We start from the raw sequence: 22006 nt of genomic DNA, 5'->3' as shown, positions 1-22006 counted from the left end.
TCCAGTCGTAGTGCTCGGCCAGAAGATTGGAATAGTGCTCGCGAACATAATTTGAGGTCACACGCGGCTCCTGTTGCTTCATCGCGTCGAGCATTCGACTTTCCCTGCCCGCAGCGCGCTTACGCATCCTGCCGCCAAGGTCAGCACCGCCCCGATCCCGAGAGCGACCCTTGGCGCCGCTCCCATAGGCGTCAGAACGAAGAGCAAGGTCACGATGACTGCGCCGGTGCTCTGGCCCACAAGCCGGGCGGTCCCTTGCATGCCGCCCGCGGCGCTGCTGCGATCGCGGGGCGCCGACAGGAACATGTTACGGTTGTTCGACACGTTAAAGAGGCCGAAGCCGAAGCCGCAGAGTAAAGTGATTGGAACGAGCGGCCAAGGATCGCCTTGCAACGGGCAGAGGCTGGCCGCGGCGAGACCGATCGAAAGCACCAGACCGCCGACCGCGCAAAGCCATGCTGTGGATAAACGATCAGCCAAATGACCAGCGAGTGGAGCCGTGATCGCAACAGCCACCGGCCAGAACGTCATGTAGAATCCAGTCACCAGCGTAGTCTGTCCGAGGTCGCGCTGTAGATAGAAAGACAATGCCAACAGGCCAGCCGCTTGACCGGCAAAGCAACAAACCGAGGCGATAACCGAAATGCGGAACGCTGGCGCCCGCAACAAATCGAAGGGGATCAATGGTGCGCTCTTCGGCGCCTCACGTTGAACAAGGATGATGAGGCAAAAGGTTGCGACGACAAACAGAACCACCGCCGGCAGAGGTATCGCGGCCAGGAGCTCAGCGCCAACGACCAGGCTGGCGAAAGTCGCGACATTCAGCCCAATACTCACGACGTCCGGTCGCCGTCCGATACCCTTCACGCGCGGGAGGGCTTGGCAGGCGAACAGTGCGGCGCCGCCTAACGGAAGGTTCACGGCGAAAAGAGCGGGCCAGCTTGAAATCGACAGAATCGCGGCACCAATCGCCGGCCCTGCCGCGGATGATGCTGCCACCGTGACAGCGTTCCAACCGATCGCGGCACCGAGTTGGTGATGCGGAACGGCAAAGCGCAGCAGCGCAACACCGAGCGCCATGATCGATGCTCCACCCAGGCCTTGGACAATGCGCGCCGCGAGAAGCCATGGCAGCGAAGGCGACAGGGCGCACGCCACTGAGGCCACCGTGAACACAGCAATGCCGAGCACGAAGGTTCGCCGATAGCCAAAACTCTCTCCGATCGAAGCGCATGGAAGCAACGCCATGACCAGCGCGGCCTGATAGGCCGTCACGATCCAGACCGACATCGCCGGGGTCACCTGCAATGAAACCGCGATCGTCGGCAGCGCCACATTAGCAATGGCCGCATCGAGAACCACAAGCGCCATCGCCAGGAGCACCGCGGCAATCGCAAGCGCGCGGCGCGGGTTCTTCAACGCAGCGCTCATGAGGGGACCGTCCAAACGCCGCCACGATCGACGTAGCGCGTCACGGGATAGCCTTCACTCTCCTCCTTCCTGAGGTCGCGATCAGTGAAACGATAATAGAGAACCGGGCCTGCCGTGCAGCGTGTGTCGTGAATATCGCCTGGCAGATAGGCCTTTGTCTCGCCGGGACGCACCCGGTAGTTCTCTCTTTGGACCAGCCTCACGCGCCCGGCCGGGTCCTGTAAACGCATATAGGTCCTAACCTCAATTTCTCCCTGTTGGACGCCGTAGATCACCCATCCGCGGCCGTGATCGTGCGGTGCTCTGAAATGACCCATCGGCTCGGCGTGAGCGAGCAGCAGGAAATCGTGCGAGGGATCGCGATACAGCTCAGCGGTTTCGGGAAGGTCCCGCTGCAGGTCGGCCAGCCATGGCTCGGTGGCCGGCGCAAGCAGCAGCTGTTCGATCCGGCCGCGGCAGTAGGTAATCAGCTCTGAAGTCAGAGGCCCCCATCCCGCGTTGATGTCTTCGATAAAGGCCCTCAGCGATTGACCGGTCATGTTCTCTCTCCAGCGTCTTTGAAGGCAGAGATAGCCCCTCGCCTGACATGGCGGAACACGCATCATTTGCAGCTAAATAGTGCATGCGACGCTATACCTGGGCCAAAATGTGCTAGGATGGTTGGATGTCCAAACCCGACCTGAATCTGCTGGTCACCCTTGACGTTCTACTTGCCGAAGGCAGCGTCGCCCGCGCCGCGCGACGGCTGCGCCTCAGCCCGTCCGCGATGAGCCGGGCCCTGTCCCGGTTGCGTGCAACGACAGGCGATCCTCTACTCGTCCGGGCCGGACGTGGATTGGTCCCGACACCGCGCGCGCTCGAACTCCGCGAGCGGGTTGGTCAAGTCGTGCAGGATGGAGAAGCGATCCTGCGCCCGGCCGAAAAGCTCGATCTCGGCCGGCTCGCCAGGACGTTCACGCTGAGAACCGGTGATGGCTTCGTCGAAAACTTCGGACCGAAGCTCATTGCGCGCATCGGAGACGAAGCGCCCGGTGTGAGACTTCGTTTCATTCCGAAGACGGACAGCGACACGACTCCACTTCGCGACGGAAGCGTCGATCTGGAGACTGGCGTCATCGCAAAGTCGATGGATCCTGAACTGCGTTCGCGGGCACTTTTTCGCGACCACTTTATCGGCGTCGTACGGAAAGGCCACTCGCTGAGCCGGGGTAAGATCACGCCGGCACGCTATGCCGGAGGGCGCCATGTGCTGGATTCGAGACACGAAATCGGCAATGGCCCGATTGACGATGGCCTAAAGACGCTCGGGCTTGAACGGAAGATCGTGACGATCGTTGGCGGGTTTGCAACAGCGCTTGGCATGGCGCGCGGCTCCGACCTGATCGCAACAGTTCCCGCGCGGCACACGGGCAACCTGCGCATCGGCATGCATAGTTTCGCTCTTCCTGTCCGCACAACGGACATCACCGTTTCGCTCATTTGGCATCCTAGATTTGATGCCGATCCTGCCCATCGCTGGTTGCGCTCTTGCGTTCGCGAAGTCTGCGAGACGGGTGTCGGCCAGTCTGGCAGCCGCTCAGGCTGACGATCGCCCGCGTGATTTGCCCGTCGGGTAGAATTTGGGAGACGCAATGACGATCAGCCGATGCGCTCGAACGTGTCGAGACTGGTCCCGAAGGCGCGCCAGGTTCCGACCTCGGTGATTTCAGCAGGCTCCCCTTCTTTCGGCGCCGTGAGCGTGTGACCCGCGACGGTGTGCCAGAGCATCTCGATTTTTCCGTCGCGCAGAATGCCGGTGTAACTGACCGCGGCGGGCCCCGCCTTTCCACGCGCTGCCGACGTGAAGCCGATGACGTCGCCATGCGCCATGCCGTGTACTGCCACCTCAAGCCCGGAAAAGTTGCTGTCCTGCAAGACCGTCCTGAACACGCCGCGGATCACGCCGTTCGAGTCGTCATCGATCCTGACGGTAGAACCATATTGATTGCGCCACGTGCCTTTCCAGCTCTGCATTGATTCTGCTCCGAAGTTCGGCAGGCGCTGCCGCGTTCCACTGTTTGGGTATTAACCCGAAGGCAGAGAGCAGCGTTCCGTTCGCCAGAAGCGCGTCCTTGCGGCCCACACGGGTCAAATCTTCGCGAGATGCAAAATCCGTTCGCTAACGTTCAGCCAGCCAAAGCTAGCATCTCATATCGAGCGACGGAGCCTGGTATGCAGTCCCTCAGCCGGCGGCGTGTGTTGACGCTTGCCTCGTCTTTCCTCACCGCATCGCCGTTCCTCAGCGAGGCGGGCCAGGCGCAGACTACCCCGCCTGCGGGCGAGGCCGTTTTCGACATGGCGAGTTTCCTGACGGCTGGGACCGATGCGGACACAGCTTTTGCCAAGGCGCTCGTCGCAATTTCGAAAGCAGCCAGCGATGCGGCCAAAGCCAGCACGGGACCTTTCCATATCGTCTTCAATCTCGGCAAGAACGCCGTCTATCGCATCAGCCGTCCCCTCGCCTTCAAGGCGCTTCATGGCTTTGAGCTGAACGGCAACGGCGCCCAATTGATCAACACCGCGCGGGCATCATCGCTGACAATCAGCGGCTGCAGCCGCGTGACTGTACGCGATCTCACCGTCGACTATGATCCCCTGCCATTCGTCCAGGGAACCATCGCGGCGATCGACAAGGCCGCCATCCAGATCACTGTCAAGGTCGATGCAGGTTATCCCGACGATCCCCCTCTTCTCGCCAGCATTAGCGACAGCTTTTTCAAGGTCATGGATCGCGGCACCAAGGCGCTAAAGGCGGGCGCACGCGATTTCTTATCTCCGGCCAAGGTCGAGCGGATTTCGCCGGGGCTGGTCAAGGTCCGGTTGGGCTGGAGCGACAAAGATCGCTTCCCAAGTGAGCTCCCCATTGCCGTCGGCGATACCGTCACGATGAACAGCAACGGCCCAGAGGCGATCACGATCGAGGGCAGCGAGGCGACGAGCCTGATCGACGTCAAGCTGTTCGCCTCGCCAGGGATGGGAATCCTTGAAAATGGCGGCCCCGGTTCGACGCTGTTCAAGAAGGTATCGGTTGTTCCCGGACCTCGGCCCAAGGGAGCAACGACGGACCGGTTGATAGCGACCAATCAGGATGGCTCGCACTTCACCGCGGTCGAGCGGGGACCGACCATCGAGGATTGCACCTACGCCAACACGTCGGACGATGCGGTGAACGTGCACGGCTTTTATTATTATGTCGTGCAAAAGCCCGCGCCGCGGCGCTACTTACTCTCGCCCAAATGGGACATAGGGCTTGCTGCGGGCGATGCTATCGAGAGCTGCGAACACGCAACCTTCCGTTCGCTCGGACGAGGCAAGATCGACAAGCTCGTCAAATCGCACAGGCCAGATCTGAAGGGTCAGATTGCAGCCATCTGGAAAGGCAGGAGCCCGACCACACTGCCCGATCTCATTTATGACATGACCCTGCAACAGGACCTTCCGCTCAAGGTCGGAGATTCCGTCACCTCCTTGAGCCGGATTGGCAACGGCACGGCGATCCGGCGCTCTTCGTTTCACGCTTGCGGCCGTGTTCTCGTCAAGGCGACGAACGCGACGGTCGAAGACTGCCAATTCACCTATTCATCAGGGGTAGCGCTACAGGCCGGCAGCGATATCGGCTTCTGGTCGGAATCCGGCTTTGCCGAGAACCTCACCTTTCGAAATAACCGATTCACCCACAGCGTCACCGGCGCCAATGAACTGACCGACGGCAATGGGGCGCTCGGGGCCATTTATGTCGGCACGGTTGCCCCTGTGGGGGTCAGGGGTTTTCAGAACAACCTTCAGAACCGCAATGTCACCATCGAAGGCAACCACATCGACGACACCTACACTTACGCAATTTTTGTCAGCAACACCGACGGCCTCAAAATCATCGGCAACACCATTGGTCAGACCTTTATTCGTGGTACTGCGTTCGATGCCGGCGGCATCTACAATGTCAAACCCAACAGCGCGATCTTGGTCGGAAAGTCAGCGCATGTGGACGTCAGTAACAACAGCGTTGCCTCCGGCAAAGTGACCCGGGCCGCGGTCGTCATCGATCCGAGTTGCGACAAGGCAACGGTGCACGTGGCAAACAACAAGCTCACCTAGTGTGGCGGTTCGGAAGTCCGCATCGATTGTGCCGCGAACCCGTCATGTGGACTTCCGAACCAAAGCCGCACTTGAAAAATACGTTTGCTAGTGTCCTTTCGATTCCGAAGTTCGAAACGTGGCTCCGAAAATTCTACGAACTTCGGAATCGGGACACCAGGCTCGCCGAAGCCCTATCCGTTAGGAAGTCGCCGGCGCTGGAGATGAGCCCGAAAGCCGGCGGTCTTGCGGCCGCAATGCCCATGACAGCGCAACGAGGCCCGCGATCGCAAACGGGAGAAAAAGCTCGGGGCCGTGATCGCCGGCTGCGGCGCGCGAGACGATGGCGCCGGTGATGTCGAAAATCATTCCGGCATAGGCCCATTCCTTGAGATACCGCGCGCCGGGAATGAGAACGACGACCGCACCCAAAACCTTCCAGATACCGAGAAACGGCAGGAAGTATCCGGGGTAACCGAGCCGCGTCATCTCCGCGACGAAGTGCGGGTCGCGCAGCACGAGTGCGAGCCCTGGCGCCGCAAACAACAGCGCCGTGAGGGCAGTCGATGCCCAATAGGCGATCACGATCCCATTTCCACGGTCTTGCATGTTTCCTCCTCGCTTCAAGCCGGAATTTGCTTGGCCAGCATCTGTTCAATCATCCTGCCCATCATGGTTCGCGCCACACCGGCCGGAATAAGCGCGCTCATCAGGCGGTTGGTTGTTCCGGGCAGACAGAGCGACTGGTTTCGCTCGATCGCGCGGATGGCCTCCTCAACGCACTGGCGGGGGCTCATTGGCTTGATCGGCATGGTGTTGGGATCGAGACCAAATTTGGCAAGGATCGCTGTGTCGGTCGGCGGCACGACCAGCACCGTGACGTGCACGCCTTTTCGCTTCAGTTCGATGTGAAGCGACTCGCCAAGGCTTTGGACGAACGCCTTGCTGCCGGCGTCGTTGGCCATGAACGGAATTCCGTGGGCCGCGCCCATCGCTCCGCCGAGAAGGAGCCCGCCGCACCCCCGCACCGCAAGCTTGGGGCTGAAATGATGGGCCAGGTCGAGATGCGAGAGCGCGTTGAGGCGAAATCGCCGCAACATTTCATCGCGATCTTCATGAAGAAAGCTGCCCGGATTGCCGGTGCCCGCATTGGAAACCACAAGACCGATGTCGAGATCGCTGACCGCCGCATCGAGACGGGAGACAGCGTCGGGCTCGGAAAGGTCCACGCGAACGCTGCGCGTCTCGATGCCAAACTTGCGCTGAAGGTCGTGCCCCAGTTGGTCGAGCAACGCTTCGCGCCGTGCGGCCAGCACTACGTTCAGCTTGGCCGCTGCCAACTGCCGCGCGAACTCGGCGCCAATGCCGGAGGACGCGCCGGTCACCAGCGCCCAGGGGCCGAAACGATTGCTCAGTCCAGATTGACCATTCATCACGCGCCATCCCTGCTTGAGGTCATTTGCCGTCCCGACGCGGCATTAGCTTCCGATGGCCGCCGTTAGGCCCGTGATGCCGCAACGCCCCGAAAACCCGCGCCTGCGATCTCGCCATAGTCCACGCCGGTGAGTTCGACCGATATCTCCCACAGGCGGGCCGCGGCTGCGGGATCGCATGCTCGCGCGGGAAAGGCCTCGACCACCGGATGCGGAGGCTTCGGCCATTTCGCTCCAACCACATAGCTTGAAGCGCGCGCGACGGGATCGACCGCCTGGTAAAGGACCGGCAACGCTCCGACGGCGGCCGGCCGGCCCAGCATCATCTGAACGATCCGGAGCAATCTTTCCTGTAACGTCAGGGATCGTCCCCAATCGCCGGATTTCGCCGCGAACAAATCTGTCCTCGCGATTCCGGGATTGGTCGCAAAACTGCTCAAACCGGCGCCCGCGCTTCGAGCACCACGTTCCAGTTCAATTGCGAAAATGAGGTCCGCAAGCTTCGACTGCGCATAAGTCCTGACAAGTCCGTAACGACGGATGGCCTGGAGATCGTCGAAATCGATCTGCCCCGCAGCCGCGATATCGCTCGACACGGTGACAACGCGCGCGTGGGACCGCGCGTTCAGCAGAGGAAGCAGGAGCCCCGTCAGCGCGAAATGCCCGAGGTAGTTCACCTGGAACAGCATTTCGAAGCCATCCCTGGTCTCGCGGCGGGGACCGCCCGAAATGCCGGCATTATTGACAAGAATATCAAGTCGGCCGTGGCGATCGGCGAATGCACGCGCAAAGCTGCCGACCGAAGCAAGCTCGGCGAGATCAAGTCGTATCGCCTCGACGCTGGCTCCGGGGCATGTCGCGCGAATGGATCGCGCAGCCTGACCAGTTCGGCCTTCATCGCGCGACGCCAGCACGACGTGAGCACCGTGAGCCGCCAGTTGTCGTGCGACTTCGTATCCGACCCCGCCACTCCCGCCGGTCACGATGGCCGTGCGTCCATCGAGACGAGGAATATCGCCGGTGCTCCAATCGACCTTCATCTGGTTGCCTCTGGTTACCTGTATGTTAGTTACCTAACTTATGCCGAAGCATTTTCTTGTCTGTCTCGAAGTCGACGTATCCGGCTCCCAGATTCCTCTAGAGGCTATCGACCCAGGCCTTCAGGCGCCTCGTCTCCATTGTCACAAGATCGGGGTCATGGAACGTGTGGGCCAGAAGCGAGACACCTTGCAGGGCCGAGAGCAGATGAACGGCAAGGCCGCGTGAGGCTTTCCCCTGGCCTAGCGCGCGAAACTGGACCTCGAGCCATGCCAGATATTGCGAGAATATCCCGGTCGCCTTGGCCGCGACCGCTCCCCCCGTCTTGTGCAGTTCCGAGCAAAACGTGCCGACCGCACAGCCGCGTTGCGCAAGGAAATCCCGGTTGCCGAGAACGGCTTCGATGCAGCGGTAGAGCCGGTCTCTGGGCGTCGCCTCGCCATCCCATCGCTTCAGCATCGCCGCCATTTGCGCGAGCCGAAGCTCGACGATGGCTTCGCCGATCTCATCCTTGGTCTTGAAGTAGTAGTAGACGTTCCCCAACGGAACCTTCGCCTCGCTGGCGATATCCGCAAGCGAGGTCGCGCCGAACCCGTTGCGGTAGGCGAGGTTGACGGCGGCATCGACCAGCCGCGATCGCTTGTCGGCGAGCGCCATGGTGTCTCCGAGTTAGTTGACCCACTTAATTTGGAGCCAATCGCGCGCGCCTGTCAAGCCACACGCAATTATGATGCGATCATAAGTCCGCGACGGACGCAGGCTTGCTCACGGCCGCTTCGGAATATTCAGCCCGCGTTCGACCGCCGGTCGCGCCAGGCAGCGATCGAGCCAGGCCGGGACATGAGCGAACTCATCGTAAGCGACGAGGTCGCGTGCCTCGTAGAAGCCGATCAGGTTGCGCACCCAGCCGAGCATCGAGATGTCGGCGATGGTGAATTCGTCATCCATGATCCATTGCCGTCCTGCAAGGCGAGACTCCATCACGCCGAGCAGCCGCTTTGATTCATTGACGTAGCGCTCGAGCGGCCGTTTGTCGGCGATCTCCTTGCCGGCGAATTTATTGAAGAAACCGACCTGGCCGAACATCGGCCCGATGCCACCCATCTGGAAATGAACCCACTGGATGGTCTGCCAGCGGCGCGCGGCGTCCGCCGGCAGCAGCTTGCCGGTTTTCTCGGCGAGATATTGCAGGATCGCGCCGGACTCAAACAAGCCAAGCGGTTTGCCGCCCGGTCCGTTCGGATCGATGATCGCCGGAATCTTGCCGTTCGGATTGAGCGACAGAAACTCCGGCGTTTTCTGGTCGTCCTTGTTGAAGTCGACGAGATGCACCTCGTAAGGCAGTCCTGTCTCCTCAAGCATGATCGAGACCTTGACGCCGTTCGGCGTCGGCAACGAATAGAGCTGAAGCCGGTCGGGACGTTGCGCGGGCCAGCGTTTGGTGATCGGAAATGCGGACAGATCGGACATGAGCGGCTATTTCCCGTCGTCGAAACTGACGATTACGGCGGCGTTCGCAATGAGGATGGGATCGTTGCCGATATCGGAGGGAATTTCGAGCCCGCCTTTGACCGCCGTCACCTTCTTTGTGCCGTAGGGCAGCTCCTTCGCCACCGCTTCTGTGTCGACGGCTTCCGGGTTCGGCACTGCGATCGTGACATCGACGAACATGTCGTTGGCGGTTTTGCCCAGCATGCGAAAGAAGCCGAGGCTCGAATGGCGGATCGCATCCGATACCGCGCGTTTTGCGGCTTTGGTCGCGTCCCGGCCGTGGACGTCAACGCCCATGCCCATTTCAGTCACACAGCGCACACGTGTCATCTTTTTCTTCCTTGTTTTGATGTCGATTCGCTGCTGGACAGCTGCGCCAGCAGCCAGCCCTGGAATGTCTTCATGGCTGACGTCTCCCGTTTCGATTTCAGGCTCGTCAACCAGTAACTACCAAGACTGACTTCATTCTTGAAGGGTTGGACCAGACGCCGCTTCTTGAGCTCGGTAGCGAACATCGCGACCGGCAACAAGGCAACGCCCGCGCCCTGCACCGCAGCCTCGGCGATGCCGATCGAGGAATCAAACACCGGCCCTCGCGCCTTGGGACAGGGAACGCCAACGCCGGCAAACCAGCGCTCCCATTCGTCGGTCCGGTAGGAACGAAGAAGAATTTCGCTGCGAAGATTTTCGGGCCGGCGCAACCTCCCCGCGATGTCGGGCGCACATAGAGGCGACTGCGGCGCGGCCATGAGCTCCACAGCCCGGGTTCCATGCCACGAGCCGTCGCCGAACCTGATCGCAAAATCGAGCCCTTCGCCGGCGATATCGACCCGATTGTTGTTGGTGAAAATGCGCAAGTCGATTCTCGGATGTGTCTTGCGAAACGCCTGTAACCGGGGCAACAGCCACCGCGTGGCGAACGTTCCAACCGCGCCGACCGTAACCGTCTCGCGAAACTGACCGTCGGCGAATTGGTCGAGCGTTGCGCGGATGCGCGCGAATGTTTCGGTGAGTACCGGCATCAGCGCCAACCCCTCGTCGGTCAGGGCCAGCCCGCGCGGGAGCCTGCGAAACAGCTTCACCTTCAGCATGTCTTCGAGCGTCTTCACCTGGTGACTGACGGCGCTTTGCGTCACGCACAGTTCCAGGCCGGCGCGGGTGAAGCTGAGATGGCGGGCGGATGCCTCGAAGGCACACAGCGCATTGAAGGGCAGATGCGATCCGAACATTTTCCTAGTGGTCCGATTCTAACATTCGCATCCCTTCTCAGCAGTCACTTTTGCGAATGTTATAATCAAAGGACCACTAGCAAATATATTTTTCTAGTGGAGTTTAGGATTTGACATTCGCTGTGAGAGTTTGCGGCCAAGCCGTTAGCGAATGTCAAATCCACTCCACTAGAGACCCAAATTATCCTCATGGTTCGTCCAATTTTTCATCGCTTGTCAATCGGTTTCGTTTTGGCGCATTGACGCGAGCGCAACAGAGGGCAGCAGAAATGATCGAGCGGCGTCAATTTCTTTGTGGAATTCTTGCAGCGACAAGCGGGGGCCTTTTGCGCGGCTCGGGCGCATTCGCGCAAGGCAATCATGATTGGTCCGAGCAATTCGCACGCCACATCGAGACCCTCGAGAAGGAGCGCAGCGGCCGTCTCGGCGTGGCTATCATCGATACCGCCAGCGGCAGAAGCGCGGCATTCCGGGGCGATGAGCGCTTTCCGATGTGCAGCACATTCAAACTGCTCGCCGTCGGCGCGACGCTGGCGCGGGTCGACAGCGGCAAGGATCGACTGGAGCGCCGCATCAGGTTCGACGCCGGCGACGTCGTAGCCAACTCGCCCATCAGCAAGGAGCGCGTCGGCGGAGATGGAATGTCGCTAGCCGAGATCTGCGAGGCGGCGATGACCGTGAGCGACAACACGGCAGCCAATCTGTTGCTGGCGAATATGGGTGGACCGCAGGGACTGACTGCTTACGCCCGGTCGTTGGGCGACAAGGTTACACGGCTTGATCGCAACGAACCTGCCCTCAACGAAGCCGTGCCGGACGATCCCCGCGATACGACATCGCCTCTCGCGATGCTCGCCAATCTGCGCACGCTGGTGACCGGCAAGGCCTTGTCCCCTGCTTCCCAAGAATACCTCGTCGGTTGGCTGATCGGCAACAAGACCGGCGACACGAGGCTGCGCGCCGGGCTTCCCCGCGACTGGCGCGTCGGCGACAAGACCGGGTCTGGCGAAAAAGGCACCACCAACGACGTCGCCGTCATCTGGCCTTCGTCCGGCAGGCCGCCCATCTTCGTGTCAGCCTATCTGACCGGAAGCTCGCCGGACAGCGAACACCGCAACGCGACGTTGGCGGCCGTGGGTCGCACAGTCACCGGCGCGATCGGGTAGCGGGCGGGCGCGCTTGGTCGGCGTGATGCCCTGTTTCCAATCTCCGCTAGGTCAATATTCCCTGCCGAAGCGCAAGCCGGACAAGCTCGATATCAGAACCGACGCCGAGCTTGTCCTTGATGAGGGAGTGGAGATTCGCGACCGTCTTGGGGCTCAAATGAAGTGTCTCGGCGATTTCCTCGCTGGTCTTTTCAGCCAGCAGCATCTGCAACACCTCGAATTCCCTCGGCGTCAACACATCGGCCGCGTTCGTTTCATCGCCAAGGTCGCCAAGCCGGCTGAGCGCGAGTTCATGGTCGATGTCCGGGCTGATGGCGATCCGGTCAGCCAGAACATCCATGACAGCTCGTATGAGCGTCTCGGGCGGACTCGTCTTGGTGACGTAGCCCTTGGCGCCCGCTCGGATCGCCTGCACGGCAAAGGCGGCGTTCTGATGCATGGTGAACACGAGAATCCGGGCGTTGCGATCCCATTGGCGAATGCGACGGATGGTTTCGATGCCACCGATCCCAGGCATGACCAGGTCCATGATCACGAGATCAGGCCGGACCTCCTTTAACAGCCGATAAGCCTCAACGCCGTCAGCGGCCTCGGCGACAACGCGCAGTCCCGGTTGTTTGCCCAGAACGGAGCGGTAGCCTTCCCGAACGACAGAGTGATCGTCGACCAGCATGATCGTTCTGGCAGCGCCGTTCATGCCGCGCACTCCTCACTGACGGTCTCGAGCCGACCGCCGTCAACGGTCGCGGCCGCGGGAATCGCGACGCGCAGCGCAAATCCTCCGCTCGGCCGAGCCTCGACGTCGAGAACTCCGCCGATGGCGGCAACGCGCTCGCGCATGCCAAGCAGGCCCATTCCGGATTTGACCGGGCGATCGCTTGGTTGGCCGTCATCTTCGACGACGAGTTCGATTGTCCCGGAGCGGCCATCGCCAGGCGCTACTGGCTTCTCGCGCATCACCACGCGAAGGCCTATCCGGCTCGCGCCCGAATGCTTTGCGGCGTTGGTGATTGCCTCCTGCGCGATGCGGTAGAGATTGCCGGCCAATTCGCCCGGCAAATTCACAAAACTGCCGGACAGTTCAATGTCGAAGCGGGTCTTCCCCTGGCTGCGTCCATTCCATCCGGCGATCAAGCCCTCCAGGCTTGCCGCCAGCCCCAGCTCGTCAACGTCAGGAGGACGCAACCTGAAAAGCGCGCCGCGCAATGTCTCCATCATACCGGCTGCAGTTCGCGCGATGGCATCGCATTCAGCCAGGACCTCGGGACATCCTGTTGCGGCGCTCTGGCGCGCCGATGCGGCGAGCGCGCCGATGGCCGCGAGAGATTGTCCGAACTCGTCGTGAAGTTCGCGCGCGAGGTGCCGACGTTCATCGTCCTGCAGGGCGATCAGCTTGCGCGTCAATTCGCTTCGCTCGGCCAGCGCCTCGCTCAGGCTTGCGGCGAGGTGGTTAAAGACCTCGCGGATGGCGGAAAGTTCGGCGAGATCAAACGGCGGCAGCCTGGCGGAGAGGTCATTAGCGGCAATGCGTTCGAGCCCTGCGCGGATCAATCGCGTCGGGCGAAGCGCCCGCGCGAGCGCCGCATAGACGAGACCGCTCAGCACGGGCAACGCGATCAGCAGCGCCGCAATCACCCTGCCCGCCCCGCGCCAGGCTTCCGACGTCAGCGTCGCCGCATCGGCCCAGACCACCGCTTCACCGATTTTCGCACCGCGCAGCGACACAGTCCGGACCGCCTCGCGGCCGGGATCGAACAGCTTGCGATAAAAGGCCGTGAAGACATAAGGCGGATCCGACTTCCGGTCTTGCGCGCCGCCGCACACCTGCTGGATGGTCGCCCCGTTGATGTCGCGATAGGCAATGCAGAGACCGGGCATTACCGCTGAACCAGCGACGTCCTGCAGATCGGGAAACGCCGAGCGCGGCTGGCCGACCCACCGGCCCATGTTTTGCTGCAGCTCCATGGTTCGCGCCGTGACGTCGGCGATGACCTCGATCTTTGCGTGTACGGACCGGTCGGCATCGACGAGGAAGTAGGCCGCAATGGCGACGAAACAGATGGCGGAGACCGCGATGACGCGAACCGTCAAACGAAATTTGAGGTCACTCTTCGAAAACGTCCACATTGGCGAATGCCTTCGCGAAAAGCGGCTGCAACGGCCGAGAGGCTGCTGGCGTCATCCTATCTAACGGCAGAACGTATCCGGGGGAAAGCGCCACTTCGGCGCTCGGAGCGCGGTCGTGAAAATTTCCCGGATAGGGTCGGGAAACGTTCCGCTTCGGGAGTTGCGCAGCAACTCTAGGCTGGCTCGATCTCCTCCGCCGAATTTTCATAGGTCACACATCATGGCTCGCCACCTCGCCGCATTGACCGCCCTCGCCCTGACGGCAATCTTCGCAAGCCCGACGCGGGCAGATGCGGAAGCGCCTCCGGCAAACCCGATCGCCGTGGCTATCGACGATTTCATCTACCTCGACACGTCCGGCGAACTAACGGACCAGGCGGCCGCTCACAGATCACACCTGGAGCAATTCATGGCCGCGCTCAGAGGCGATGTCGCGGCGGACCATACCTATCGGCTCGTCACCTCCGCCTGCACCTCACCTTGCACGCAGAGTGCGATGACGCCGGATCGTCTTCGCACCGCCAAGGCAGACGGCGCAGCGATCCTGATCACCGGGGCCATCCACAAGATGAGCACGCTCGTGCAGTGGGCGAAGGTGAGTGCCGTCGACACCGGCACCAGCCGCGTGGTCTTTGACAAGCTCTACACGTTCCGCGGCGACAACGAGCAGGCCTGGCAGCGCGCTGAAACCTTCGTGTCGCAAGATATCCGCGCGGCGCTGGCCGCACCGTCCCTGCCAACCCTGCCGGCAGCGGCGCAAGCTCCGGTCAACCTTGCGGTCTTCGACTTCGAGCTTGAAGACGAGAGTGCAGCGACGTCCCAGGTCCCATCGGATGCCAAGGAACTGGCGAACACCACGGAGGCGATCCGACAATTATTGGGCCGGTCCGGACGCTATCGGGTGGTCACGATCGGCGGCGACGCCGTCGCGACGAACGCAGCCGCTTTGCATGACTGCGCCGGCTGCGATGCCGGCATCGCGCAAAAACTGGGCGCGGATCAATCGTTCATCGGCGTTGTCAGGCGGATCAGCCGGACCGAATATACGATCCGCTTTCAGCTACGCGATGCGCGGGCCGGTACCGTCCTCGCCGCAGGCGATACCGGGCTGCGAATGGGCGCCAACTATTCATGGAGCCGCGGCGCCGTTCGCTTAGTGCAGGATCGCCTGCTCGACGCTCAACCTCGCCAGTAAAAAAGCTCAGGCAGGATCGATGTTGCCCGCGGCGCTGTCATCGCCAGCCAGCATGAGCTTCGCATCGTCCACAATATAACGCGAATACCGATAGTCACGGATGAAGCTGATGCGGCCGTCGCGCCATTCGAGCCACATGAAGTAGTTAGGCGTTGTGCCCGCGCCTTTCTCGAACACGGCGATCACCTCCCGTCCCTCGACCCAGGCCGGCTGAAGTCGCACGCCGTCGAACGTGGCATAGATCGTAAAGAACCTGCCGACATCGGCGGAGCCCACGCGCAGCGGATAAGTCGACTGATGAAGTTTCACGTCGTCGGCGAGCAGCGCCCGCAAGCCGTCCCAGTTCTGCGCGTTGAACAGGGCGACGTAACGCGCGACGGCAGCCGACACCGGACGTGCGTCGGCGAGCGTGGCAGCCTGCGCATTGATCTCGCGAAGCCGCGCCCGGCCGCGCGCGAGATGCGCCTTCACCGCATCGATGCTGAGATCGAGCAGTTCGGCGATATCCTTCAAGGACTCGTCGAGCACGTCCTTCAAGATCACGACGCTGCGCTGAACGAGCGGCAACTCGGCAAAGCGCGACACGGCGGTCTCGACCGCTTCCTGACGCATCAGGACCTCCATGGGATCTGCGTTGGCTTCGTCGGCGACATCGGATGCAGCTTCGATCGGTTCTGCCTTGCGCCGCGCGCGGCTTCGCAACAGATCCAGCGCCCGGTTATGGGCGATCCGAAACAGCCAGGGCCGGAGCTGCGGCATCTCCTTGATCTCGTCGAGCGCCGCAAGCGCGCGCGCCATCGTATCCTGCACGACGTCCTCGCCGTCGATCACCGACCCCATCAGCCGCGAACAGTAGCGGTGCAGTTCGGGGCGCAACTCGCCGGTCAGAGCCAGCAGCTCTGCCCGGCGGTCGCGTTCGCCTTCGGATGGGCCTGCGTTCAAGCCGCCGCTCCCTCAATCATGGTAATTCCGGTGTCGCCCTTGAGCCCAAAGACCACGCCGTCAGCGTATTTCGCCTCTTCGAGCACGGAAACGACTTTTTCGCCGAATTCGCGCGGCGGCATCGGCGCGCCGAAGCGGGCCAGGAATTCCTTCTGACCAATGCCGAGCGCGCCCGCATAGGCCTTGGCGCCGGCATCGCCCACACCTGTGTCGCCGATGATCTGCTGCGGCACGATCGCCTGAAAGCGAATGCCGAGATTACCCTGCTCCGAGACGCCGTTGGCATATTTGGCCATCAGCCAGAGCATCCGCTTGGCGCCGGCATAGCCGCCCGACAGCGGCGAACCGTTTTGTGCCGCGCCGCTCGATCCGACGAGGACACGGCTGCCGGACTTCAGCGGCGTCTTCAGCGCAGCCTGCATCCAGTAGAGGCCTCCCTTGACGTCGGTCTCCCACGTCGTGCTGAAATCTTCCCAGCTGAGCCGGTCGAGCCGGCCCGTCGGCGGCTTCGCGCCGGCATTCAGCACCAGGATATCAGGCTGGATCTCGCCGAGGATGCGGTGCGCGGCGGCTTCATCGGTCACGTCGGCCGAAATCGTTGCGACGCCAAGCCGCTCGCGTACGGCGGCAAGCGCACCTGTCTCGCGCGCGACGACCGTCACTTTGGCGCCGTGCGCGACCAGTGCTTCAACCAGTCCGAGACCCAGTCCGCGGCTTCCGCCGGTGACGACTGCATTCTTTTCTTTCAGGTTCATGGCTTCTGCTCCATCGTTTGGACATCACCATGACGATCGAGCACCGTGAAAAGAGTCACGCCCCGCCGTGAAATCAGCTTCAGCCATGGCGCTGAATGAAAAACGGCCATCAGCATATACATCGGCGTCATGCCGCCGAGGCCGAAGCCAGCTCCGACTGAGCAGAGCGCCATCGGCGCACTGCTGTCGGACGCCGCGGTGGCAAGCGCCATCAGCGCAAATGCCGGCGCCGCCGCGAGATGGAGCCACCTGGTCATGGCTTCGCGTCGCGTTTGCGGAAAGCCGCCTCGCCGGCGTCAGATACTGCGACCCATTTCGGATCGGGCGCAGCATTGGGCACGTAGCTCTCGTTCCAGTTCCACCACTTGTACGGGCGCTCCTGCGGATACCCCTCAGGTGACTTCTCCCAGACCTCCTGACGCCCGAGCGCGGTCATGTCGAGATAGCTCCAGACCGTGCCCATCGCCTCGTCGCCGCGGCTGTTGATCAGGTAAGTGCGATAGATGCGCTCGCCATCGCGGATGAAAGCGTTGTGGCCGTGCCATTCATCGACGCCGAAGTCCTTGTCGAAGCTGTCGGTGATGGTGACCCACGGGATATGCTCCCAACCCATGCGCCCCTTGAGTCTTGCAATGTCCGCCTGCGGTGCGCGCGAGGCATAGACAAGCGTGGTATCGCGCGCGTTGAGGTGAGCAAGGTTGGAGACCTGGTCGGCGCCCAGCGAACAGCCGATGCAGGCATGCTCCGGCCAGCCGTGCACGCCGGGCTCGAAGAAGGCGCGGTAGACAATCAGCTGGTGACGGCCTTCGAACAGGTCGAGCAGGCTCATCTTGCCCTTGGGCCCTTCGAACGCATAGGTCTTCTCGACCGCCATCCACGGCATGCGCCGGCGTTCGGCCGAGAGCGCGTCTTTCGCCCGCATCAGCTCTTTCTCCTTCACGAGCAGCTGTTCGCGAGCGGCCTCCCATTCCTGGGCGGACACGATCGGCGGGGTTTTCATCGCAAGTGACATGGCTATCCTCCTGTTGATGAAGCCAAGACGTTTGAGACGCCGAAAAGGAGTCAGGGGCGGACAAAAAATCGCCGCCGGTCTTCTTGGCCGGCGGCGAGCGTTGGGTTCCCGATGGGCCGCCGGCTGTTTATGCCGGCATTGCCGCGGGTTGGGCGACAATCTTCGGAAATGGCCTGAAGGTCAGGATGATAAAGAAGGCGCCGAGCCCGACGGCCCAGGAACCGATATAGAGTCCGGCGTAGCTGCCAAAGTGATCGTAGATCAGGCCGCCGGCGATAGGCCCGGTCGCCATGCCAAGAGCGCCTGCCATCGACAAGCCGCCGATCACGGTGCCGAGCATGCGCAGTGGAAAGTTCTCGCGCACCAGCACCGAATAGAGCGGCATCGTGCCGGCATAGATGAAGCCGAACAGCGCGGCCACCGCATAGAATGCGGCCAGTTGCTGCGCGAACACGTAACCCAGCGCGCCGAATGCCTGCAGCAACAGCCCGGTCACCAGCACACGCTTGGCGCCGAAGCGGTCGCCGAGCAGCCCGAAGGCGAGACGGCCGCCCATGCCGGCGAGCCCTTCGACGCTGTAGATCGTCACAGCCGTGATCATCGGGATGCCGCAAGAGACGGCGTAGCTGACGGTATGGATGATCGGGCCGGAATGCGTCGCGCAGCAGAAGAAATTGGTCGCGAGCAGGATGATGAATTGCGGCGAGCGCAACGCCTCGCCCAGCGACATCTCCGCTTGCGGCGCGGGACCTGCGGATGGCGCGGCGGGCGCGGCGGCAAGCGCGGGCGGCCGGCGGACCAGCAGCGAAACCGGAACCATGATGCCAGCAACGACGGCCGAGACGATCAGCATCGTGGTGCGCCAGTCGTGGTGCGAGACAAGCCAGGCCACCAGCGGCGACATGGTCATCGGGGCCATGCCCATGCCGGCCGACACCAGCGATACCGCAAGGCTGCGATGGGTGTCGAACCAGCCGGTGACGGTTGCCATCATTGGCGCAAAGATCGCGGACGTGCCGGCGCCGACCATAAGGCCGAACAGAAATTGGAACGCGAGCAGCGATGTCGCCTGGCTAGCCAGCGCCAGGCTTGCGGCAATCACCAGCGAGCCGGTCAGAACGACCGGCAACGGACCATAGCGATCGGACAATGTTCCCCAGATCATGCTGGTCATGGCCATCGCGAGAAATCCGATGGTCATGGCGCTGGACACGCCGGTGACGGACCAGCCGGTATCCCGCGCGATCGGCTGAAGCAAAACGGGTAACGAGAACATGCCGCCGATGGCGACGCAGCCGAGCAGTCCTCCGGCCGCAACCATGACCCAGCGATAGTGCGAATTGGTCATTCCAGATCTCCCATTGCGCTCTGTCTGCAATGAAGACGAACGGGCGCCGCTCAAGCCGACACCAGAAATAACTTAACTCCGCATTTTCTTTAATGCTGCCAATTACCGCCACTCTGGGGTCGCTACGCCGTGATCGCTGTGGCCTCCCAGCCACGCTGGGCGGAATGTTTTCAGCACTGCTCATCTCTTCCTGTTGACATCGACAACCACAAAGCGTATCTGCGGCGCCCTCGCGAACAATCACGTTCGTGAACCAACATGAGCTTGCGATGCACGAAGGACGTGGAAAATCGATGCTGCTATCGAATGGCCTCCGGCCAATCGGTAACGCATGCCCGGCTCATGGGAGCGATCTCGCGTGAAAGCGAGGTCGATAGTCCGCTTGAATGTGGACCCTCCCGAGCCAACCGCTCCGGAGGGTTTTTTGTTGCCCCTCGAGACGGCTGATCGAACAACGACCCGGCGCAATGCCGGAACGGGAGACCCGGATCCCGGGGCTCGCGCGGCAACGCGCGCGCCCAAGCGCGCGGGGCCTGCCGGAGGGAACGAGGCGATGAGCCGGACACCGATGGCAGAGCGGACTCTTCGGAGTTCGCAATTTGCGGCGCGTCGATAGCGCCGCACGACAATCACTTTTTAAAATCCGGTTTGCCGCCTCGCTGCGGCCCACCGACGCTGGTGGTGAAGATTTCGGATACTTCGCTCTGGTGCAGCGGGTTCGAATCCCGCCTTTGACGCACGCACTGTGGAGGCGCCTCGCGAGGGTTGCCACGCGCCACAGCGCAGTTCTTCGCAAGGAGGACTGTGCTGCCGTCACTGAAAACCGATATCGCCTGTTCCCCAGCGTGCCTTTCAGCCGATGCGCTGCATGATGCAACCTGCATCGGCAAGGCGGTGGTGAAGATGCCTGTTACTTCGTGGGAAGGCGCGAAAGCGCCGAGCGGGTTCGAGGCCCGCACGCCGAAAGGCGGTTCGCCCGAAAGGGCAGCAACAGCATCGCTTATTCCCCGCCTGCTCCCATCACGATCCGTGGTGAAGATCGCTGTTACTTCGTTTGCGATACGAGTGGTCGCGGGTTCGAATCCCGCCCGGCGTTCCATGCGCCGGTAGCTCAGCGGTAGAGCACTGCCTGATCGGCGCAAGCCGGTCGGGGTCTCAGCAATCGCCTGTTCCCGGATCGTGTTTTCTCAAAACGCCGGTGGTGAAGAGATCCGTTACTTCGTTCATCATAGTGTCGGAGGTTCGAATCCTCCCGGGCGAAAGCCCGTAGCTCAGTGGTAGAGCATATGAAGCCCTTCGGTGGGCAGTACGGCCTCGCCTGTTCCCCGGCGTGCTTTTCCGATAACAATCAACCCCAAGAGGAGGCCATCATGGTCAGTCTCAACAAGATCGTTCGCGCCTTCACGCATGAGGGTGCGCGCGGAAAGCGCTTCACGCCCGAGATGGAGCTGAAGCGCGCGCTGATGAACTGCCTCCTGTGGGAGAGCCAGTTCTACGAGGATGGCGTTGCCATCGCCGAGCGCATCAAGGCGCTGGTGCCGAAGGTCGAGCCCAAGCGGGTCGCGGCGCTGGCGATCGAGGCGCGCGAAGTCATGAAGCTTCGTCATGCGCCCCTGCTCGTCATCCGCGAGATGGCGCGGCATGAGAAGCACCGCGTGCTTGTCGCCGATACGCTGGAGCGCGTCATCCAGCGTCCCGACGAGATGACGGAGCTGCTTGCGATCTACTGGGCCGATGCACTCGGTCCGCAGCAGCAGCGCAAGCGTCAGCCCGTCTCGGCGCAGGTCAAGAAGGGCCTCGCCCGCGCGCTCACCAAGTTCGACGCCTATCAGCTCGCGAAGTACGACCGCGACGGCGCGGTGCGGATCAAGGACGTGTTGTTCCTGGTCCACGCCAAGCCGAAGGACAAGGACCAGGAGAAGGTGTGGAAGGAGCTCGTCGACGGCGAGCTCGCCTCGCCCGACACCTGGGAGGTTTCGCTCTCGTCCGGCAAGGACAAGCGTGAGACCTTCGAGCGGCTAATGGCCGAGAAGAAGCTCGGTGGACTGGCGCTGCTCCGCAACCTGCGTTTGATGCAGAAGGCGGAGGTGCCGCGCAAGACCATCGCGGACGCTATCGAGGCGATGCGGACGGACCGCATCCTTCCCTACCGCTTCATCACCGCGGCGCGCTATGCGCCTGACTTCGAGCCTGAGCTCGAAACCGCGATGCTGAAGTCGATCAAGGGTTACGCGCGGCTTGGTGGCCGCACGCGGCTGTTGATCGACGTGTCGGGATCGATGTTCGCTTCGCTCTCCGCCCAGTCCGAAATGACCCGGGCGGAGGCGGCCTGCGGCCTCGCCATCCTCGCGCGCGAGGTCTGCGAGGAGGTCGAGATCTTCACCTTCTCTAACCAGGTGGTGAAGGTGCCCCCGCGGCGCGGTTTCGCGCTGCGGGACGCCGTGATCGGGTCGCAGCCGCATGGCGGGACCTATCTCGGCAAGGCCGTCGGCGAGATCGACCGCAAGGGCGATCGCCTGATCGTCTTCACCGACGAGCAGAGCCACGACACGGTGCCCGAGCCGAAGGCTCGCGGCACCATTGTCAACGTCGCCTCGTACCAGCACGGCGTCGGCCACGGCGCCTGGACGCGCGTCGATGGCTTCTCCGAGGCCGTGATCGCCTGGATCGCGGCATTGGAAGAGACGATGCATTGACGCGGATCTCAGAGACAAGGCCCGGACACG

The 22006-nt window shown here is 62.2% G+C and carries 22 protein-coding genes; 5 read left to right on the top strand and 17 right to left on the bottom strand.

The annotated features are described in order from the left end of the window. Positions 1-78: 78 nt before the first annotated feature. Positions 79-1431 carry an MFS transporter gene (locus tag VFB05_RS04680; RefSeq protein WP_325009319.1) on the bottom strand — a complete coding sequence of 451 codons (1353 nt, stop codon included), beginning with the start codon at positions 1429-1431 and terminating at the stop codon, positions 79-81. Continuing rightward, on the bottom strand, positions 1428-1970 hold the full coding sequence (locus tag VFB05_RS04675; RefSeq protein ID WP_325009317.1) for a hypothetical protein: 543 nt from the start codon (positions 1968-1970) through the stop codon (positions 1428-1430). The genes VFB05_RS04680 and VFB05_RS04675 overlap by 4 nt, the downstream gene beginning before the upstream one ends. 125 nt (positions 1971-2095) lie before the next feature. Here VFB05_RS04675 and VFB05_RS04670 point away from each other — a divergent pair, with 125 nt between their 5' ends. Next, positions 2096-3016: a LysR family transcriptional regulator gene (locus VFB05_RS04670; protein WP_325009315.1), complete on the top strand. Its 921-nt coding sequence runs from the start codon at positions 2096-2098 to the stop codon at positions 3014-3016. A 53-nt stretch (positions 3017-3069) separates the two neighbouring features. Here the strand turns inward: VFB05_RS04670 and VFB05_RS04665 are convergent, their stop codons facing one another. Next, positions 3070-3444: an avidin/streptavidin family protein gene (locus VFB05_RS04665; RefSeq protein ID WP_325009313.1), complete on the bottom strand. Its 375-nt coding sequence runs from the start codon at positions 3442-3444 to the stop codon at positions 3070-3072. Positions 3445-3642: 198 nt separating this feature from the next. On the opposite strand from VFB05_RS04665, the gene VFB05_RS04660 reads away from it, so the two are divergent. Beyond that, positions 3643-5565, top strand: a complete 1923-nt coding sequence (locus VFB05_RS04660; RefSeq protein WP_325009311.1) for a right-handed parallel beta-helix repeat-containing protein — start codon at positions 3643-3645, stop codon at positions 5563-5565. Positions 5566-5745: 180 nt separating this feature from the next. Here the strand turns inward: VFB05_RS04660 and VFB05_RS04655 are convergent, their stop codons facing one another. The 7 genes from VFB05_RS04655 to VFB05_RS04625 form a co-directional block, all read right to left on the bottom strand. Beyond that, complete coding sequence (locus VFB05_RS04655) at positions 5746-6153, bottom strand: DoxX family protein (protein ID WP_325009308.1); 408 nt, start codon at positions 6151-6153, stop codon at positions 5746-5748. Positions 6154-6167: 14 nt separating this feature from the next. Continuing rightward, positions 6168-6977 (bottom strand): SDR family NAD(P)-dependent oxidoreductase, encoded by an 810-nt coding sequence (locus VFB05_RS04650; protein WP_325009306.1) that lies wholly within the window; start codon positions 6975-6977, stop codon positions 6168-6170. A gap of 65 nt (positions 6978-7042) precedes the next feature. Then, on the bottom strand, positions 7043-8017 hold the full coding sequence (locus VFB05_RS04645; protein WP_325009304.1) for an SDR family NAD(P)-dependent oxidoreductase: 975 nt from the start codon (positions 8015-8017) through the stop codon (positions 7043-7045). 97 nt (positions 8018-8114) lie between these two features. After that, positions 8115-8672 carry a TetR/AcrR family transcriptional regulator gene (locus VFB05_RS04640; protein ID WP_325009302.1) on the bottom strand — a complete coding sequence of 186 codons (558 nt, stop codon included), beginning with the start codon at positions 8670-8672 and terminating at the stop codon, positions 8115-8117. 108 nt (positions 8673-8780) lie between these two features. Then, on the bottom strand, positions 8781-9485 hold the full coding sequence (locus VFB05_RS04635; RefSeq protein WP_325009300.1) for a glutathione S-transferase family protein: 705 nt from the start codon (positions 9483-9485) through the stop codon (positions 8781-8783). Positions 9486-9491: 6 nt separating this feature from the next. Continuing rightward, entirely contained in the window at positions 9492-9836 is a 345-nt protein-coding gene (locus VFB05_RS04630) for a Lin0512 family protein (protein ID WP_072825415.1), read from the bottom strand. Continuing rightward, positions 9833-10735: a LysR family transcriptional regulator gene (locus VFB05_RS04625; protein WP_325009296.1), complete on the bottom strand. Its 903-nt coding sequence runs from the start codon at positions 10733-10735 to the stop codon at positions 9833-9835. Before VFB05_RS04625 ends, VFB05_RS04630 begins: the two co-directional genes overlap by 4 nt. A gap of 269 nt (positions 10736-11004) precedes the next feature. Here VFB05_RS04625 and bla point away from each other — a divergent pair, with 269 nt between their 5' ends. Continuing rightward, on the top strand, positions 11005-11901 hold the full coding sequence (bla, locus tag VFB05_RS04620; protein ID WP_325009294.1) for a class A beta-lactamase: 897 nt from the start codon (positions 11005-11007) through the stop codon (positions 11899-11901). 46 nt (positions 11902-11947) lie between these two features. Here bla and VFB05_RS04615 read toward each other — a convergent pair whose 3' ends face one another. Together VFB05_RS04615 and VFB05_RS04610 are read right to left on the bottom strand one after the other, a co-directional pair. Then, positions 11948-12598, bottom strand: a complete 651-nt coding sequence (locus VFB05_RS04615; RefSeq protein WP_325009292.1) for a response regulator transcription factor — start codon at positions 12596-12598, stop codon at positions 11948-11950. Continuing rightward, a complete protein-coding gene (locus VFB05_RS04610; RefSeq protein ID WP_325009290.1) occupies positions 12595-14028 on the bottom strand; it encodes a sensor histidine kinase in 1434 nt (477 codons plus the stop codon). Before VFB05_RS04610 ends, VFB05_RS04615 begins: the two co-directional genes overlap by 4 nt. Before the next feature lie 322 nt (positions 14029-14350). Here VFB05_RS04610 and VFB05_RS04605 point away from each other — a divergent pair, with 322 nt between their 5' ends. Then, positions 14351-15223, top strand: coding sequence for a DUF3280 domain-containing protein (locus tag VFB05_RS04605; RefSeq protein WP_325009288.1), 873 nt, complete (start codon positions 14351-14353; stop codon positions 15221-15223). Between the two features lie 6 nt (positions 15224-15229). Here VFB05_RS04605 and VFB05_RS04600 read toward each other — a convergent pair whose 3' ends face one another. From VFB05_RS04600 to VFB05_RS04580, 5 genes are all read right to left on the bottom strand, one after another. Next, on the bottom strand, positions 15230-16165 hold the full coding sequence (locus VFB05_RS04600) for a sigma-70 family RNA polymerase sigma factor (protein WP_325009287.1): 936 nt from the start codon (positions 16163-16165) through the stop codon (positions 15230-15232). Next, complete coding sequence (locus VFB05_RS04595; RefSeq protein ID WP_325009286.1) at positions 16162-16920, bottom strand: SDR family oxidoreductase; 759 nt, start codon at positions 16918-16920, stop codon at positions 16162-16164. Before VFB05_RS04595 ends, VFB05_RS04600 begins: the two co-directional genes overlap by 4 nt. Beyond that, the gene (locus VFB05_RS04590; RefSeq protein ID WP_325009284.1) at positions 16917-17177 is read right to left on the bottom strand and encodes a hypothetical protein; all 261 of its coding nucleotides are present in this window, start codon (positions 17175-17177) and stop codon (positions 16917-16919) included. Before VFB05_RS04590 ends, VFB05_RS04595 begins: the two co-directional genes overlap by 4 nt. Continuing rightward, positions 17174-17932 carry a DUF899 domain-containing protein gene (locus VFB05_RS04585; RefSeq protein ID WP_325009282.1) on the bottom strand — a complete coding sequence of 253 codons (759 nt, stop codon included), beginning with the start codon at positions 17930-17932 and terminating at the stop codon, positions 17174-17176. The genes VFB05_RS04590 and VFB05_RS04585 overlap by 4 nt, the downstream gene beginning before the upstream one ends. A gap of 127 nt (positions 17933-18059) precedes the next feature. Next, positions 18060-19280: an MFS transporter gene (locus VFB05_RS04580; RefSeq protein WP_325009280.1), complete on the bottom strand. Its 1221-nt coding sequence runs from the start codon at positions 19278-19280 to the stop codon at positions 18060-18062. Between the two features lie 1370 nt (positions 19281-20650). On the opposite strand from VFB05_RS04580, the gene VFB05_RS04575 reads away from it, so the two are divergent. Continuing rightward, entirely contained in the window at positions 20651-21976 is a 1326-nt protein-coding gene (locus VFB05_RS04575; RefSeq protein ID WP_325009278.1) for a TROVE domain-containing protein, read from the top strand. The last annotated feature ends 30 nt before the right edge of the window (positions 21977-22006 follow it).

This window comes from Bradyrhizobium sp., from assembly GCF_035652035.1.
Lineage (GTDB): Bacteria > Pseudomonadota > Alphaproteobacteria > Rhizobiales > Xanthobacteraceae > Bradyrhizobium.
The sequence above is the reverse complement of the archived record's forward strand: the minus strand, read 5'-3'. Positions and strand labels throughout refer to the sequence as shown.